16 protein-coding genes and 1 pseudogene are annotated in these 15579 nt (G+C 34.1%); 4 read left to right on the top strand and 13 right to left on the bottom strand.

Annotated features, from left to right (window positions below; all coding sequences use genetic code 11):
- Window positions 1-59: 59 nt before the first annotated feature.
- A complete protein-coding gene (locus BP18_RS02625) occupies window positions 60-731 on the bottom strand; it encodes a YtxH domain-containing protein (protein WP_007725746.1) in 672 nt (223 codons plus the stop codon).
- Window positions 732-800: 69 nt separating this feature from the next.
- On the bottom strand, window positions 801-1232 hold the full coding sequence (locus tag BP18_RS02620) for a DUF948 domain-containing protein (protein ID WP_007725747.1): 432 nt from the start codon (window positions 1230-1232) through the stop codon (window positions 801-803).
- Window positions 1233-1600: 368 nt separating this feature from the next.
- Here BP18_RS02620 and BP18_RS02615 point away from each other — a divergent pair, with 368 nt between their 5' ends.
- Genes BP18_RS02615 through BP18_RS02605 form a run of 3 tightly spaced genes read left to right on the top strand, consistent with a single transcriptional unit; the run spans window position 1601 to window position 4820 of the window.
- The gene (locus BP18_RS02615) at window positions 1601-2503 is read left to right on the top strand and encodes a mechanosensitive ion channel family protein (protein ID WP_007725748.1); all 903 of its coding nucleotides are present in this window, start codon (window positions 1601-1603) and stop codon (window positions 2501-2503) included.
- Window positions 2504-2539: 36 nt separating this feature from the next.
- Complete coding sequence (locus BP18_RS02610; protein ID WP_007725750.1) at window positions 2540-3697, top strand: MGDG synthase family glycosyltransferase; 1158 nt, start codon at window positions 2540-2542, stop codon at window positions 3695-3697.
- On the top strand, window positions 3672-4820 hold the full coding sequence (locus tag BP18_RS02605) for an MFS transporter (RefSeq protein ID WP_007725752.1): 1149 nt from the start codon (window positions 3672-3674) through the stop codon (window positions 4818-4820). The genes BP18_RS02610 and BP18_RS02605 overlap by 26 nt, the downstream gene beginning before the upstream one ends.
- A gap of 47 nt (window positions 4821-4867) precedes the next feature.
- On the opposite strand, the gene BP18_RS02600 is transcribed toward BP18_RS02605, so the two are convergent.
- The 6 genes from BP18_RS02600 to racE all read right to left on the bottom strand — a co-directional run bounded on the left by BP18_RS02600 (window position 4868) and on the right by racE (window position 10192).
- Window positions 4868-6007, bottom strand: coding sequence for an N-acetyldiaminopimelate deacetylase (locus BP18_RS02600; protein WP_029278423.1), 1140 nt, complete (start codon window positions 6005-6007; stop codon window positions 4868-4870).
- Between the two features lie 80 nt (window positions 6008-6087).
- On the bottom strand, window positions 6088-6789 hold the full coding sequence (dapD, locus tag BP18_RS02595; protein WP_007725755.1) for a 2,3,4,5-tetrahydropyridine-2,6-dicarboxylate N-acetyltransferase: 702 nt from the start codon (window positions 6787-6789) through the stop codon (window positions 6088-6090).
- A 29-nt stretch (window positions 6790-6818) separates the two neighbouring features.
- Complete coding sequence (gene cbpB / locus BP18_RS02590; protein WP_029278425.1) at window positions 6819-7298, bottom strand: cyclic-di-AMP-binding protein CbpB; 480 nt, start codon at window positions 7296-7298, stop codon at window positions 6819-6821.
- Between the two features lie 125 nt (window positions 7299-7423).
- Window positions 7424-7942, bottom strand: a complete 519-nt coding sequence (locus BP18_RS02585; RefSeq protein WP_029278427.1) for a metallophosphoesterase — start codon at window positions 7940-7942, stop codon at window positions 7424-7426.
- A gap of 28 nt (window positions 7943-7970) precedes the next feature.
- Entirely contained in the window at window positions 7971-9332 is a 1362-nt protein-coding gene (gene rph / locus BP18_RS02580) for a ribonuclease PH (RefSeq protein WP_029278429.1), read from the bottom strand.
- 41 nt (window positions 9333-9373) lie between these two features.
- On the bottom strand, window positions 9374-10192 hold the full coding sequence (racE, locus tag BP18_RS02575; protein WP_007725433.1) for a glutamate racemase: 819 nt from the start codon (window positions 10190-10192) through the stop codon (window positions 9374-9376).
- Window positions 10193-10413: 221 nt separating this feature from the next.
- Between racE and BP18_RS02570 the strand changes: the two genes are divergently transcribed.
- Window positions 10414-11001, top strand: coding sequence for a YslB family protein (locus BP18_RS02570; RefSeq protein WP_231549423.1), 588 nt, complete (start codon window positions 10414-10416; stop codon window positions 10999-11001).
- A gap of 108 nt (window positions 11002-11109) precedes the next feature.
- Here BP18_RS02570 and BP18_RS02565 read toward each other — a convergent pair whose 3' ends face one another.
- The 5 genes and pseudogenes from BP18_RS02565 to uvsE all read right to left on the bottom strand — a co-directional run bounded on the left by BP18_RS02565 (window position 11110) and on the right by uvsE (window position 15432).
- Window positions 11110-12369 (bottom strand): ABC transporter permease, encoded by a 1260-nt coding sequence (locus BP18_RS02565; protein WP_007725442.1) that lies wholly within the window; start codon window positions 12367-12369, stop codon window positions 11110-11112.
- Window positions 12362-12571: a DUF4162 domain-containing protein gene (locus BP18_RS13005; protein WP_407921353.1), complete on the bottom strand. Its 210-nt coding sequence runs from the start codon at window positions 12569-12571 to the stop codon at window positions 12362-12364. The genes BP18_RS02565 and BP18_RS13005 overlap by 8 nt, the downstream gene beginning before the upstream one ends.
- A pseudogene (locus BP18_RS02560) lies at window positions 12571-13261 on the bottom strand (ABC transporter ATP-binding protein); the annotation flags it as partial. The gene BP18_RS13005 and the pseudogene BP18_RS02560, both read right to left, overlap by 1 nt.
- Before the next feature lie 643 nt (window positions 13262-13904).
- Entirely contained in the window at window positions 13905-14066 is a 162-nt protein-coding gene (locus tag BP18_RS02555; protein ID WP_007725444.1) for a hypothetical protein, read from the bottom strand.
- Between the two features lie 109 nt (window positions 14067-14175).
- Window positions 14176-15432 (bottom strand): UV DNA damage repair endonuclease UvsE, encoded by a 1257-nt coding sequence (gene uvsE / locus BP18_RS02550; protein WP_035050295.1) that lies wholly within the window; start codon window positions 15430-15432, stop codon window positions 14176-14178.
- Window positions 15433-15579: the final 147 nt, after the last annotated feature.

The raw sequence follows: 15579 nt of genomic DNA, 5'->3' as shown, positions 1-15579 counted from the left end.
TATTCAACTACAGAAAAAAAAGCAATGGACTATGAAGCCCATTGCTTTTTTCTGTAAAATTAAATTCCTGCATTTGTATTTGTAGATTTATGTTCGTTTGCGTTTCCGTTCTCTTTAGTTTGTTCTGTGTTAACATTTGCTGTTGAGTAATCAGGACCTTCTTTAGCTTGTTCTTGATCATAAGCAAAGTCCATTGTGTTTCTTTCAACTTCTTCTTTTAAAGAAGTACCATCATATTTTAGGCTAGTAGAAACTTCGTCAACTTCTTCTTTGCCATCTTTTGCTTTTGATTTCACTTCTTCAGATGTATCTTTGGCTGTCGTTTTAACTTCTTCTACAGTTTCAGTAGCTGTTGATTTTGCTTCTTGAGCTACATCTGTAACTGTTGATTTTGCATCTTTTGCTACTTCAGTTGCTGATTCTTTAAGATCAGTTAAACCTTCACCTACATCTTTTGATGCACGAGTCAACTGCTCTTTCATTTGAGAAGCTGATTCTTTCAGGCTAATTTTGATGTCTTCTGATGCATCTTTAGCAACATTTTTCATTTCTCTGCCTTTTTCTTTAGCAATATCAGCGTATTCTTTAGCAGATCCTTTAGCATTAGTTGTTTGTTGATTTAACTCTTCACGTAATTCTTTACCAGATTTTGGTGCGTATAATAGAGCCGTAATTCCTGCTGCTGCAGCTCCTACGATTGCTCCTAAAAGAAATCCACCTTTGTTTGCCATATATAGTTCTCCCCTTTTCTCAATTCACTATGAATGTTTTAATTTCTTAATGGTTAATGGTTGTTTAATTTATACTTCTTTTTTATTTTTACGTTTTTTATTCATATTTAATGCCGTTTTACCGACTTTAGTTACTACACCTGTTTGAGCTGTTCTCTTAGTCGCTCCAGCAACATGTGTCGTTAAGTTACGAGTCGAATCATTTAAACTTGAAACAGTAGCTCCTAGATCGCCAATAGCCCTGAACAATGGATCAGTTTTACCTAATTTTCCATTTACATCATCTAATGTCGTGTTGGATTTATTTAATAACCCTTCTACTTCAATCAGAAGACTATCCGCATCTTTTGTTAAAACACTAATACTTTTATTAGCTTCATTAACCGTTGTTTGGACTTCTCCAATTACCTTAGAGACTTTCATTAATACAATGATTAAAAACACAACTAATGCCGCAAATGCTATAGCAGCTATCAGTGCTGCAATTTCTCCACCTGTCATATGAACCCCTCACTTCCTTCTATTTTCTAATTTTTAAGGTAAATAAATTCGGTTGACCAAACAAACTTAATTAACTATTTACTTGTTTATCACCAAATTCTTCAACCTAAATATAAAATATGTTCTACACGTATAGAATACCATTATTTTTTTTTTACATCAAATAATATGAAACCGAATACTTTCACAGTTTCTTTTTTTATTAACCCTGTTATTTTAGCAAAATCTAATTTATTCTTATTTATGCACTTTAGTTAAAAAATTTAGGTTTTTCTTAATACAGCTGCGACTATAATTTTGTTTGAATATTTGTTACTATGTTAAAGAACAGTTAAATAGAAATATATATTTAAAGGAGTATTTAGTTTATGGACAGCAGTAATCAATTAGATAGTTCAATTGCAGTCGATGTCGTTGATACTTTAACAGAACAAACTAATATTTTTTCGGAATTTTGGAATTCAATTGATTGGCACAATATTATTGCTACAGTAACAGCTAGTGCCATCCAAATCATATTTTTCACGATTTTCTTTTACATTATAAAAGTAATTGGAAATTATTTTATTGAACGGACATTTGAAAATTACCGTAAGAAAAAAGATATTTCTACAAACCGATTGAATACACTATATAATTTGTCGAAAAATTTATTTCAATCCTTTGTTGGCTTTTTCTTATTCTATGCGATTCTTTCAGCAATTGGTATTCCCGTTGGTACACTACTTGCTGGGGCTGGTGTGATTGGTTTAGCGCTGTCTCTTGGAGCACAAGGTTTTGTCAGCGATATAGTAAATGGGTTTTTTCTTCTATTTGAAAAGCAAATTGATGTTGGTGATGTCGTGGAGTTAGATACCGTTTCAGGTGTTGTTGTCGATGTGAATTTAAAAACGACTAAAATAAAAAGTTTTGACGGAACGCTTAACTTTGTACCAAATCGTTATATTACGATTGTGAGCAATAAATCCCGTGAAGATATGCGTGCTCAAATCGATATTCGCCTTTTACCTGATGCTGATTTAGAAAAAGTCAATTCGGTTATCACAAATGTTAATGATGCCCTCGTTCCTCAATACCCTGATATTACTGAACCTCCTAATAATTTAGGTTTGATTGATCTTGGAAATGGTTATTATGGGATACGAATTGTGCTATTTGCTTTACATGGACATGAATTTGAGATAAAAAATGCTTTTTCTCAAGCCTATGTCACTGCGTTAGCAAAAGAAGGCATTGAAATACCCACTAACCCACTTAAAGTTATGCAGTAGCAATTTTTTCAGCTTAAATAAAGGAGGCAACTATTAATGTCAGTAGCGCCAAAAATATTAATTTTAACAGGAAGTTACGGAAACGGCCACTTAGAAGTAACGCGATCATTAATAGCGGAATTAAATAAACGCGGCATCACGGATATCGTTACATCTGATTTATTTTATGAAGCTCATCCAATTTTGACAAATGTTACTAGAAAATTGTATATCAAAAGTTTTTCTAAAGGACAAAATATTTACGGCTTTCTTTATTACAAATCGGATTATAGGCTAACGGACTTTAGAATTGATCGAATGATCGATAAGTATGGTTACATGCGAATCAGTCAGTTAATGAAAGAAAATGAATTTGATTTAGTTATCAATACTTTTCCAATGCAGGCTTTGCCTATTTACAAGCAACGTTCTAAACCAGAGACGCCATTTATAAATGTGTTAACTGATTTTTGTTTGCATACACGGTGGATTTCAGATAGCATCGATTATTTTTTTGTCGCTTGTAATAGCTTAAAAGACGAATTAACCGCTACTGGAATAAATGAAAATAAAATCACCATATCTGGTATACCTATCAAAGAAGAATTTTACGCTTATGATAAACTTTCTCTTCCTGAGAAAAACAGTAAAAACCAAATAAAAAAATTATTAATTTCGGCTGGCGCACATGGTGTGCTAAAAGATTTGGGTCAAATTATTGACGAGTTAAAGTCTAAAGAAGACTTGCATATAACGGTTGTTTGCGGTTCTAATAAGCTACTCTTCAATAAACTTATGCAAGACTATGAAAATGATGTCAATATAACGATCCTTGGGTATGTTTCAAATATGGCTAGTTTAATGAACCAATCGGATATCATGGTTACGAAAGCTGGCGGAATTTCTCTTTCAGAAGCTTTGGCAATTCGTATTCCTTTAATTCTAACGCCTGCTGTTCCTGGACAAGAAAAAGATAATGCGCGCTTTTTCGAAAGAGAAGGAATGGCTATTGTCACAAAATCAGAGGATGAAATTGCTCCAGCTGTTTTAACTTTACTAAAACAGCCCCTTTTATCAAAAAGTTTAACAAAACAAATGGAAAATCATTTCCATCCGCATGCCTCTGCACTTATTGTTGATAAAGTCTTAACACTGATTGACAAACCTACTCTTTACAAGGAGCCTTTTCATGATTCTAAAGAGATTAAAAATTGATAGAAATTTTTTATTTTTGCTTCTCTCCTTAATACTTGTTGAGTACGTTCGTGCTGCCTTTATTCTTAGTTATTTACCCGTTCAGGCTGCAGTAGGAACTCAATTCACTCTAGCTTTGGTTGGTTTAGCTATTAGTTTACATTATATAAGTGAAGCTTTTTCAAATTTTCAAATAGGCTTTTTGATGAATCGCTTTGGTATCCAAAAAGTCATCTCCTTATCATTTTTATTGATTTTTATTTCTTTTATCATTGTTCCTTTATTTCAGTTTAATGCTATCGCTATTGTTTTCGCTTCGATTTTATTAGGGTTTGGTGCTTGTCCCCTTTGGATCTTACTTCTAGCTAAAGCTAGTTCAGGTTCCAGAGGGAAAAATATGGGGTTAATTTACTTTTGCTGGATACTAGGCATGGCAAGTGGCGTTATAGTCATGAATTACTTAATGAATATTAACTTAGTTGTCTCCTATTGGCTGTTGCCGCTCTTTATAATAGGAGCTTACATCAGTTTTTGTTTATCCGGCAGTCATCCTGATCAACAATCTGATACACAAAATAGAACAACTATCTTAAAAAAGACATTCTCCATTTTAAAAAAAAGTCGCCTAATTTTACCTGGAACCTTAATGCAGAGTATTTCAATTGGAATGTTGATTCCAATTTTACCAACCTTTGTTTTGCAAGACCTTCATTTTTCTTATAATCACTATACTCGTTTATTGTTTATCGCTGGTTTAACAGCTGTAATTCTTATGCAGCCACTTGGTCGGTTAGTTGATTATTTCAAACCACGTCCTCTTTTTATTGGAGGATTTATGCTTTTTGGAATTACGCTGATCTCCACTACATTTAATCCGTCTATTCTGACTGTCTATCTTTTAGTCGCCTCCATGTCGATTGCATACACCCTTTTTTTACCGGCTTGGAATACTTATGTTGCTACTAAAATTACCAAAGAAGACCAGAATGTTAGTTGGGGTATTATTTCATCTTTTCAAGGTATTGGAACTATGCTTGGTCCTATTATTGGGGGCTTACTTGCTACTTATAGCGCAAGTATCACAGTCATTGTCAGTGCTTCTCTGTTCCTTTTAATCAGTTTGCTATACTTAGTCTTTAAATAAAAAACTTCTCTTTAAAACCAAATGGTTTTAAAGAGAAGTTTTTTTATTTATAATTGTCTATTGGCTTTCTTTTCTAAGAAATCTCCTACATGTTCAATTGCAAAAGGAATCGCTTCTTCTTGTGGTGTCATTTGAGGATGATGCAACCCAAAAGGACTGTCGACACCTAACCAAAACATTGTTCCAGGAATTTTGTCTAAATAATAACCAAAATCTTCTCCGGTCATTTCTGTTCCCATTTCTTTGTAATTGACGCCTTGCTTTTTAGTCATATAATCAATAAAAGATAGCGTTTCTACCTCACTGTTGACGACAGGGTAATACCCAGCTTGGTCTAAATCCAAATAAATTTTACAGTTGTAAGACAACTCAATTCCTTTAACAATATCTTTTACTCTTTGTTGTGTTAGCTCACTCATCTCAGAAGTTAACGTGCGGATAGTCCCAGAAAGACTAGCATACCCGCTGATAATATTTCCGGCTGTTCCAGCATGCATCGTTCCTAGCGTAATCACTGCACCCTCCATTGGGTTAACACTTCGGCTGATGATTGTTTGAATTTGGTTGATGAATTGGCTTGCAGCGACTATCATGTCATTAGATTCATGTGGATAGGCAGCATGTCCGCTTACACCGCGAAATTCTACATCGATTGCACATGTCCCAGCAAATAATGTTCCAACTTTGGTTCCTAAAGTCCCCACTGGCAAATCAGGTTTTACATGTAATGCATAAATTTCATCTGGCATGTAGTCATCTAAAAAACCACTATCGTAAATAATTTTTGCTCCACTCACATTCTCTTCAGCAGGTTGAAAAATAAAAACTAAATGATCTACCGTTTGATGAGAACTAAAATACGTCAATAATCCTAAAGCAATGGACATATGCATATCATGACCACAGGCGTGCATTCTTCCTTCGTGAGTAGATTTAAAAGACAAACCTGTATCTTCTGTAACTGGCAAACCATCTATATCGGTTCTCCATCCAATCGTTTTTTCACCTATACTGCCTTTTACTCGAACAACAATAGCGGTTTCCCATGTTTTTATTTCTAAATTTTCTTGTGGCAACTCTTTAATCTTAGCCAACAAATAAGCGTGCGTTTTATATTCTTCTAAACCAATTTCAGGAATCAAATGCAATTCTCTTCGCATTTGGATAAAAGGATTTTCTTGTGTCATCTTCTCTACCCTCTTCTAAAAAAAGCGCTGAAACAGAAACGGATTGCTCTTTTCTGTTTCACGCTCTTTTAATTTTATTTCTATAAATCGCGTAAAGCCTCAATTAGTCCTGTTTTACTTTTTGTTTTTTCATCAATGTCTTTGATTTTTTTAGCTGGTGTCCCTGCTACAACGGTGTAAGGTGCAACATCTTGGATGACAATAGCTCCTGCTGCAACAACGGCACCTTTTCCGATTCGAATACCTTCTAGTACGACAGCATTCGCGCCAATTAATACATTATCTTCTACAATAACCGGTTGAGCACTAGCTGGTTCAACAACACCTGCTAGCACGGTACCTGCACCAATATGACAATTTTTACCAACAGTTGCTCGTCCGCCTAATACAGCACCCATATCAATCATTGTTCCCTCACCGATAATAGCTCCAATATTGATAACAGCACCCATCATGATAACAGCTGAATCGCCTATTTCGACTTGATCGCGTATAAAGGCCCCTGGTTCAATTCGAGCATTAAATTGCTTCATATCTACTAAAGGTATAGCCGAATTACGACGATCATTTTCAATTACTTTATCTTCAATCCATTCTTTATTTTCTTCTAAAAAAGGTTCGATCACATTCCATTCACCAAAGATAGTTCCCACTTCATCCGTTGTGAAATTTTGAATTGAAGTTGGAAAATTCAATTTGCTTAAGTTACCCTTTAAATAAACTTTTACAGGTGTTTTCTTTTCACTTTTTGATATAAATTCAATGATTTCGTTAGCATCCATTTCATCATTCCTGACTAATTTGTAACTCTTTAATGCGAACGTTCCGCTTTTCGAGTCACATCATATTTATTTTCAAACTCATGTGCAATGCGATTTGTGCCTTTTAAAATTTCACTTCTAGTAATGATGCCTACAAAGCTTCCATCATCACTTGCCACACATATAAATGCATTATCAACTAATAAATGTAAAACTTCTTCCAAATCATAGGGATCATCTATGACAGCAAAATCAGTAGTCATCACGTCAGATACCAATATTTCGCCTAATTTATCAAAGTCAATGTCTTCTAATCCTGTAATGGCTTCAACGATCATCGGCATAGAAATGAGTCCTTTAATTTTATAATCATGATCTAACACTGGAATTACGGAATAACCAATTTTTGTAAGCACTAATAACGCATGGTTTAACCGATTGTTCATTTGGACATGCGCAACTCTATCCGCTGGAATCAAAAAATTCTCTTTGTTTTCCAGTAACATTTCTCCAATTTCTTTCCCTATCATTATCTTCATTTCCTTCCTTGAGATAACTAAATCCAAGTACTATTTTACGTTAAAAAGTGGCAAAAGAATAGCAAAAAAACTGGAACTAAATAAAAATTTATACCTTCTTTTTAAGAGCACTTCATTTATCTATTTTTAGAAAAATGACCGCTTAAATCCTCAATAGCTCTATGTGTTCGATTATAATAAGTAACCCCAATTTGGTGCTCATTGCTCTCCACAATTGCGTAGGTTGGAACTGAATAACGACCTCTTGGTTCTGAAATGCTGCCTGGATTTACTACCACTATATTATCTATTTTTTCGATTTTAGCTATGTGAGTATGTCCATAAAAAGCTAAAGTCGCATCAACTTCTTTAGCTGCATAAACTAATTCTTGCATAGTGTAATTAACATCCAAACGATGCCCATGAGCTATAAATATGCGTTCATTTTGCACATCCGCGACTTGTGTTAAAGCATACTCATTAGTGAAATCCATATTACCTTTAACGGTCATCATTGAATCCCAAATTGAATCTGATGCTTCCAATTCAGAATCGCCGCAATGAAAGAGTTGGTCCACTTCATCCTTATAACGTTCAACTAATTCAACTAAAATTTCCCGATCTCCGTGACTATCGCTTACAACTAATACTCTCATGCTTTCCCCCCCGTTATGAAGTCCTAGGCTAATCCGTAATCCATTTATCCCATACTTTATCTAATTTTTCTAAAGCTACTGCGCGATGACTCAACGTATTTTTATCCTCTTGAGTCAATTCAGCCATTGTTTTCCCTTTGCTTTCAACAAAAAATAGCGGATCATAGCCAAAACCATTATCGCCTTTAGGTATGGTCAATATGATTCCCTCGACTTCACCTTCAACAACTAAACTGTCTTTTCCTGGTAACGCCAACGCAAGAGTACAATGAAATTGCGCTGTACGCTCTTCTTTAGATACGCCTGTTAGTTCATGCATTAACTTAGCATTATTCGCGGCATCACTTTTGAATTCTCCAGCATAGCGAGCAGAAAAGACACCTGGTGCACCATCTAGCGCATCAACTTTTAAACCTGAATCGTCGGCTAACACTAACATATTAAGTCTACGAGCTATTGTTTCTGCTTTTAAACGCGCATTTTCTTCAAATGTTACTCCCGTTTCTTCAACTTCTGGGATCTCTGGGAAATCACGCAACGTTTTTACTTTAAATCCCTTTTTAGCAAACAAAGCTTCAAACTCTTTTGCTTTTCCAGCATTATTTGTCGCTATCAAAATCTCATCTTTAGGGATCACTGGATAACTCATTACATCTTTTTTTAAAGAAAGTGCTTGATTAAAAGCATTATCTTGCACTTGTATTAATTCTTTGATGCCTTTTTTTCCAAATTCCAATAGCACCGCTAGTTGTTCAGAAGAAAAAGTCGCTTCTTCACCGGTTCCTTGAATTTCTACAAACTGACCACCAGAAGTCATCACTAAATTCATATCTACATTAGCTGCACTGTCTTCTAGGTAATTCAAATCTAAAACTGCTTGTCCATCCTCTAAAATCCCGACGCTTATAGCCGCTACATTTTCCTTTATTGGACTTAAAGCTAATTCACCGCTATCTAATAATGTTTGAATAGCTAATTTTAAAGCTACAAAAGCTCCTGTAATACTTGCAGTACGCGTTCCGCCATCTGCTTGGATTACATCACAGTCTACGGTAATCGAACGTTCTCCCAAGGCTTCTAAATCAATACATGAGCGTAAAGAACGGGCAATTAAGCGTTGAATCTCCATTGTTCTGCCACTTAGTTTTCCTTTAGCTGCTTCACGAATATTTCGCGTATTCGTTGCTCTAGGCAACATGCTATACTCGGCATGTACCCAACCGCTTCCCATTCCTTTTAAAAACCGTGGAACTTTTGTTTCTATTGTTGCATTACAAATTACTTTCGTATCACCAAAAGAAACCAATACCGATCCTTCAGGGTGTTTCAAATAATTGGTTTCTATTGTCACCAATCGATTTTCATCATTTTTTCTACCATCTGCACGCATACTTGAACCTCACTTTTTTTATTCTAGCTTTTAACACTTAGTTAAAATTTATCTGTTCCTAGCTTTATATGTTCAATATCTAATGATTCATTTCCTAACCACTGAGATGCAATATCATTAAACATATGAGTAGATCCAGTGGTGAAAAATTTCCGTTCTGAAACTTCTTTATTTTTGCTCAACTCAGCAAGATTGAAATAATCTAGAATGGTACTTACTTCACTGATTGTTTCTGCTCCTGAGTCAATCAATGTCACTGAATCCCCCATCACATTTTGAATAATCGGGCGCAACAAAGGATAGTGGGTACAGCCTAAAATTAAAGTATCAATATTTTTGTTCTTAAATGGTTTCAAAGTTTCAGCAACGATCTTCTTTGCAATTGCACTACCGTACTCATTACTTTCAACTATAGGAACAAATTTCGGGCATGCTAAACTACTTACTGATGCTAAAGTATCTTTTGATTGGATCATTTTTTTATATTTTTCGCTTTTTACGGTACCTTCCGTTCCAATAACCCCAATGTGATTATTTTTTGTTGCTTTGATTGCGGCCCGACTTCCGGGCAAAATAACGCCAATAATCGGTATTGCTAATTTCTTTTTCAAATCTTCTAAAGCCACTGCAGTTGCCGTATTACAAGCAATTACGAGCATTTTAATATCCTTATTCAATAAAAAATGGGTCATTTCCCAAGTAAACTGTCTCACTTGTTCTTCAGGTCTTGGACCATAAGGACAGCGTGCTGTGTCTCCTACATAATAAATAGATTCATTTGGTAATTGACGCATCGCTTCCTTCACTACAGTTAAACCACCAACTCCAGAATCTATAAAACCTATCGCTTGCTTTTTCATTTTTAACAACCTCAATTTAGTTTCATTTGTCTACCCTTCTTATTTTCTCTTTTTTCACACTTAAATTCAAGGGATTAGGGAAATTAACTGAGATAATTGTTTAAATAACTCTATTTCTATTGATTTGAAATGAATGGATGGCAATTTATTGTAAAAAGGTAGGTTTCTGTTTCAAATCACGTTATAATAAATTGTGAATGACAAAAGAGGTGAATGAGCTAGTGAGTAGAAATAAGAATGAGCAACAAGTAGACTTAGAAAACTTTAATGAAACAACTTCTTTATTTGGATATGAGTTGATTAGAGATGTGCTGATACCTAATTTACTAGGGACAGATACACATGAAATTTTGTATTGGGCTGGCAAAGAATTAGCGAGACAGTATCCACTTCAAAACAGGCAAGACATCAGTCGTTTTTTTGATAAAGCGGGTTTTGGCTTAATAGAATTGAATAAAGAGCAACGCAACAAACAAATTTATACTTTATCTGGCGAAATTGTACAAGCTCGTTTAGAACATGCGCAACCTAGTTTTAATTTAGAAGCTGGATTTTTAGCCGAACAAATACAAACTCAAGATGGATTGTATACTGAGGCACTAACTGAAATAAATCAGAAAGCAAAAGTCGTTAGCTTCATCGTACAATCGGATATAAAAGACCGCCTATCGATTGAAGAACCTCTAACTCATTTTGTTATGAGTGATCGTAAAGTTAATGAAGACGAAGAAAGCAGCCCTATCAGTAATGAACTTCCTGAGCAAGATGACGAAGCTTTACCTACAAGATCTTCGAGACATGAACTTTAATGACAAAAAAATAGAGTGGAACAAAAGCTTTTAGATCCGAATCATTGAAATGAACGATTTACATTTAGAAACAAAAAAAGACTAAGATAATCCTAGTCTTTTTTTTTTCTATTTTTTCCGTTCATTTCTTAAGATACTTAAAGAGGTTTTTATCGCTTTCATCATTCCTGCATCTGAGTAAACTAACACATTTGAACGATACATCATCAATGATAGTATTGTACACAGTATAGTGAAAACAATCATAACAATGATAGAGATTACTATTCCAGCAGTTGTTACTGTTTCACTTGCGATTCTAAATGGCATAATAAAGGGCGTAAATAAAGGAATTTGCGAACCAATTTTTACAATTAGTTGATTAGGACTAGCAAAGGCAAATAATCCACCATAGAAACCAATCATTGCCAAGAAGATTAACGGCGTGACAGCCTTGCTAACATCCTCAATTTTAGTTACTAACGAACCAAAGAAAGCCGCTAAACCCGCGTATAGAATAATCCCTAATACAAAGTAAATCAGTGTTGTACCAATTAAATTACTTAATAATGCGCCAACATCAATTCCTTGGAACAACTCTTGAATAAACGTTATATTTTTTATAAAAGGATAAGCAACCAACGCAATTACAACATAAATGATAATTTGTGTCAGACAAACCAATAAAATACCTGCTAACTTCCCAAAAAAGTGAACAGTTGAAGAAACACTTGATAAAATAACTTCCATGATTCGCGTCCCTTTTTCAGAAGCAATTTCTGTTCCAATGATACTTGCATAATTGATAATAAAAATAAAGATAGCAATCCCAACAACATAAGAACTCCACATTTTGATTGTTTCAGCAGTATTGTCTTTACTTGTTGCTGCACCAGATTCAAAACTAATGGTTTCGGTTGATAGACTAGCTGGAGACATTAATGCCATTGCTTCTTGTTGTGTCAATCCATACTCCGTTGCTTTTCGATTTAATTGAAGAGTTGTCAATAAACTTGTTAATAATGCAGAATCTAAATTATCGCTCTCTGGTGTATCTACATACTTAGCAGAGATCAATTGATTTTCAGATTCAACTTCAAGATAGCCGTCCAATTTTTCTTGTTCCATCGCTTCCTCAGCGGCTTCTTTAGTTGTAATTTTATTGTTAATAATAAACTGATCTTCTTGAGTGGCTAATAGCGCTTGTACTTCCTGGTCAGTTGTTAAAACAGCAATTTCAGGCGTTTCATTTTCACTTTGGCTAATGAAGTAAAAAATCCCACCAATTATCGCTAGCATCAAAATGGGCGATAACACCATTGTTAAGAAACCAAATGATTTAATATTTTTTTTATAAACATCACTGACAATTACCCAAAATTTATTCATTAATCTCACCGGCTTTCATTTTGAAAATTTCTTCTATAGTAGGCGGTTGCTGACTAAAAGTAGTGATATATCCATTTTGTGTTACTTTTTCAAAAATAGCTTTGCCATTTTCCGGACTTTCTAAGTCAATAACTTTTAAACCTTCCTTTGTTGTTTCAGCTTTTATTACTCCTGGCAGCATTCTTAATTCATCAATTGAGATAGGAGTTTCTAAAAAGAGTTTCTTTCTACCATACTGTTCTCTAATTTCGCGTACGGTCCCATCTAAGACCATTTTACCATTTTTTAACATAATCAAATTATCACAGATTTCTTCAACATTATTCATATTGTGACTAGAAAAAATAACACAAGCGCCTTGTTTTTTTAATTCTTTAATACCAGCTTCCAACAACTCGGCATTTACAGGATCTAATCCACTAAAAGGTTCATCCAAAATAACCAATTTAGGCTGATGGATTAGCGTTGCAATTAGCTGGACTTTTTGCTGATTACCTTTAGATAAAGATTTTATTTTATCAGTCTTTTTGCCTTTAACCTGAAATTTTTCCATCCATTTATCAATTTGAGGTTTAATCTCTTTTTTAGATTTCCCGCGTAATTGCGCAAAATAAATAATTTGATCCTCAATTGAAACTTTCGGATAAAGCCCTCTTTCTTCTGGTAGATAACCAATCACATCATAATCAGTTTTCTGTAAAGGACGACCATTCCATAAAACTTCTCCAGAATCAGCCGTCAAAAAATTTAAAATCAGACGGAAAGTGGTCGTTTTACCTGCACCATTCTGACCAATCATGCCTAAAATTTGACCATCCGGTATTATAAAACTAATATCATCAACAGCTGTCAATGATCCGAACGTTTTTTTCAAATTCTTAATTTCTAACATCTCTTTTCCTCCATTCTTTTTCATCCCATTACTATGTATTAGATATTTATTTTAACAAACTTTTTACTAATAACCTATTCATATCTATGTGGTTATGTTTTTCTAATAGGAACGTAAAAAAACGAATTGAGTCCGTACTCTCAATCCGTTTTTTTACGTTTATTAGTTAACTAGCTATTCTAATACCTCATTTTTGGGCTCTATACTTTTTAATGTTGATAGATGAATTTAGTTCATGCTTAACGCTTTAGCGATTAAGCTGTGTTTGAGGCTTGAAAGTTTTTAAGACTTTGTACCAGGGCTCTTACAAGCAAATCCGTCTATTCCGAAAGAATTTTTAGAAGCAGCCACACTATTTGACGAAGAGCCCTTTTTTGATTCATCCTAGGAACATTCGCATACTTTGATTCATTAAATGCAAAAAAAAACTACCTTTATTGAAAGGTAGTTGAGAATGTAGAAGATAGGATTCGAACCTATACCTTATTTAAACACAAGAAAAAACAATCGTTTGACCTCTAAAAAGTGAAACACCACGTACATCTACATCTAATAGTGTATCACACTTAGTTCTTAAAAGCACTATTTATTTTTTTTAACGCTTTTCTATTTAAGCTAACGACTAATCAACCTACTATCACAGCTATTTTTTTCTATTTTTCAATTTATTGTAATCTAAAATCGTAATAACAATTAGAACAATGCCAGTAATTAAAGAAGCTTGATTGCCTTCTACAAATCCATAAATTAGTAAAATAATTCCTGAAAGCAAAATAATTAATGCGATAATTTTTTGTATATTCATAGTTTTTTCCTCTTTCATTATGTGAACTGATAAAACTTTTTCTTAATACAATAAAGTAGTATACTGCATTTTTTACTCATCATCAATCATTTCCTAAATATTTTTCACTTCACAATACAAAATAATACGACTGAAGTAAATAAGGTTCATGATAGTTTAACGCTAAATTCAATAATATCTTCTTCAATGTTTTTAATGAACCATTGTTTTTTTCTACTTTTTCTAATTGTTTTAAAAAAGTATTTTTTTCTTTTTCCGTAGCTGAATATTTAAAATAACCATACACATGAGTAGCTGCATTCACAGCAATACCTGTTGTCACATCCATTATTAATGCTTGATCCAATAAACGATAAAAATCTAACACTGGAAAACTATTTTTGTCTTTCAACAACTGACGGATAGCGTTATACAACTTTGGTGACCTTTCTAAAACACTATATTTATAGAGACTCCATTCTTTCTCTACTAAATTAATGTGAGGCTGTTGTGTCGTTGCAATAATACATTTCACAGCAGAAAGGTTTTTGTCTTTAACCTCTAACATGATATCCAAATCTTCTCTTGAAACGTTATGATAAAAATCCATAAACGGATCCAGTGCGATTGTTTTTGTATGTGCTCCTACTCGACTCATTGGACTTTGTTGGGAATAATGAATTTTTTGATTCCCATCTTCAGGCTTCCATGTTTTGCGGGTTAGCTCAATCCAATAGGCATCATCTTTTGTAATATCACTTGTATTGATAGCATTATGGAGATTATCATAGATTACAGGTGCACCTGTAGCTTGACTGATTGCTAGTACTTCAGAAACGTTATAAGAACGATCATCATTCTCGATTACAAGCCTCTTTTTTATTGCATCTGATAATGTTTGGTACCTTTCAATAAAACGTTGCATAGCACGTTCTTTTTCTTTGTAAACACCACCAATATGCAACACAATTTTATGTTCAGATTCTATTCCAAGACTATCTAAAAAGCGTGTATGATAAACTAAATCTTCTACGGCTCTTACTACAATCTCTTCATCTGGTGAATTTAACACAGTATACTGTCCAGGATGCATTGACACTCGCATACCACTAGCTTTAATTTTCCGTCCCATTTGTTCAAATTGTGACTCAAACAATTCCCACCACACTAATGTGTTAACCGGACTTGAACCAAATGGAATGATATCTGAACTAATACGGAATAACTTGATTTGATTTATTATATTGTAATCAATAATATTTTCCAATGACTGTAAGTTAAATCGAATCAATTCTTCTAGTTTCTCTTCTGTTGCATTTGCTTTCCGACATGTCTTGAAACTTGTTTCTGGAACGCCAACTGTTAAACAAGCGTAACCAATACTCATTTCGTTCCTCCTCCCATAATTTTATCCAATTGTCTTATTATACAACTATTTTTCAAAAAAACAAAAAACATACTCTCTCACGTTATAACAGCTACTACTAAAGTGAATCCTTAACAACAAAAGGCCTGAGGAAAGCGAGTGCTTTCT

Source organism: Carnobacterium jeotgali MS3 (assembly GCF_000745125.1).
In the GTDB taxonomy this organism is placed as follows: Bacteria; Bacillota; Bacilli; order Lactobacillales; family Carnobacteriaceae; genus Carnobacterium_B; species Carnobacterium_B jeotgali.
This window is presented reverse-complemented; position numbering and strand designations above follow the sequence as displayed.

Coding starts and splice junctions, on each gene's coding strand:
- BP18_RS02625 (WP_007725746.1), bottom strand. CDS start 731: ATGGCAAACAAAGGTGGATTTCTTTTAGGAGCAATCGTAGGAGCTGCA.
- BP18_RS02620 (WP_007725747.1), bottom strand. CDS start 1,232: ATGACAGGTGGAGAAATTGCAGCACTGATAGCTGCTATAGCATTTGCG.
- BP18_RS02615 (WP_007725748.1), top strand. CDS start 1,601: ATGGACAGCAGTAATCAATTAGATAGTTCAATTGCAGTCGATGTCGTT.
- BP18_RS02610 (WP_007725750.1), top strand. CDS start 2,540: ATGTCAGTAGCGCCAAAAATATTAATTTTAACAGGAAGTTACGGAAAC.
- BP18_RS02605 (WP_007725752.1), top strand. CDS start 3,672: ATGATTCTAAAGAGATTAAAAATTGATAGAAATTTTTTATTTTTGCTT.
- BP18_RS02600 (WP_029278423.1), bottom strand. CDS start 6,007: ATGACACAAGAAAATCCTTTTATCCAAATGCGAAGAGAATTGCATTTG.
- dapD (WP_007725755.1), bottom strand. CDS start 6,789: ATGGATGCTAACGAAATCATTGAATTTATATCAAAAAGTGAAAAGAAA.
- cbpB (WP_029278425.1), bottom strand. CDS start 7,298: ATGATAGGGAAAGAAATTGGAGAAATGTTACTGGAAAACAAAGAGAAT.
- BP18_RS02585 (WP_029278427.1), bottom strand. CDS start 7,942: ATGAGAGTATTAGTTGTAAGCGATAGTCACGGAGATCGGGAAATTTTA.
- rph (WP_029278429.1), bottom strand. CDS start 9,332: ATGCGTGCAGATGGTAGAAAAAATGATGAAAATCGATTGGTGACAATA.
- racE (WP_007725433.1), bottom strand. CDS start 10,192: ATGAAAAAGCAAGCGATAGGTTTTATAGATTCTGGAGTTGGTGGTTTA.
- BP18_RS02565 (WP_007725442.1), bottom strand. CDS start 12,369: ATGAATAAATTTTGGGTAATTGTCAGTGATGTTTATAAAAAAAATATT.
- BP18_RS02555 (WP_007725444.1), bottom strand. CDS start 14,066: ATGAATATACAAAAAATTATCGCATTAATTATTTTGCTTTCAGGAATT.
- uvsE (WP_035050295.1), bottom strand. CDS start 15,432: ATGAGTATTGGTTACGCTTGTTTAACAGTTGGCGTTCCAGAAACAAGT.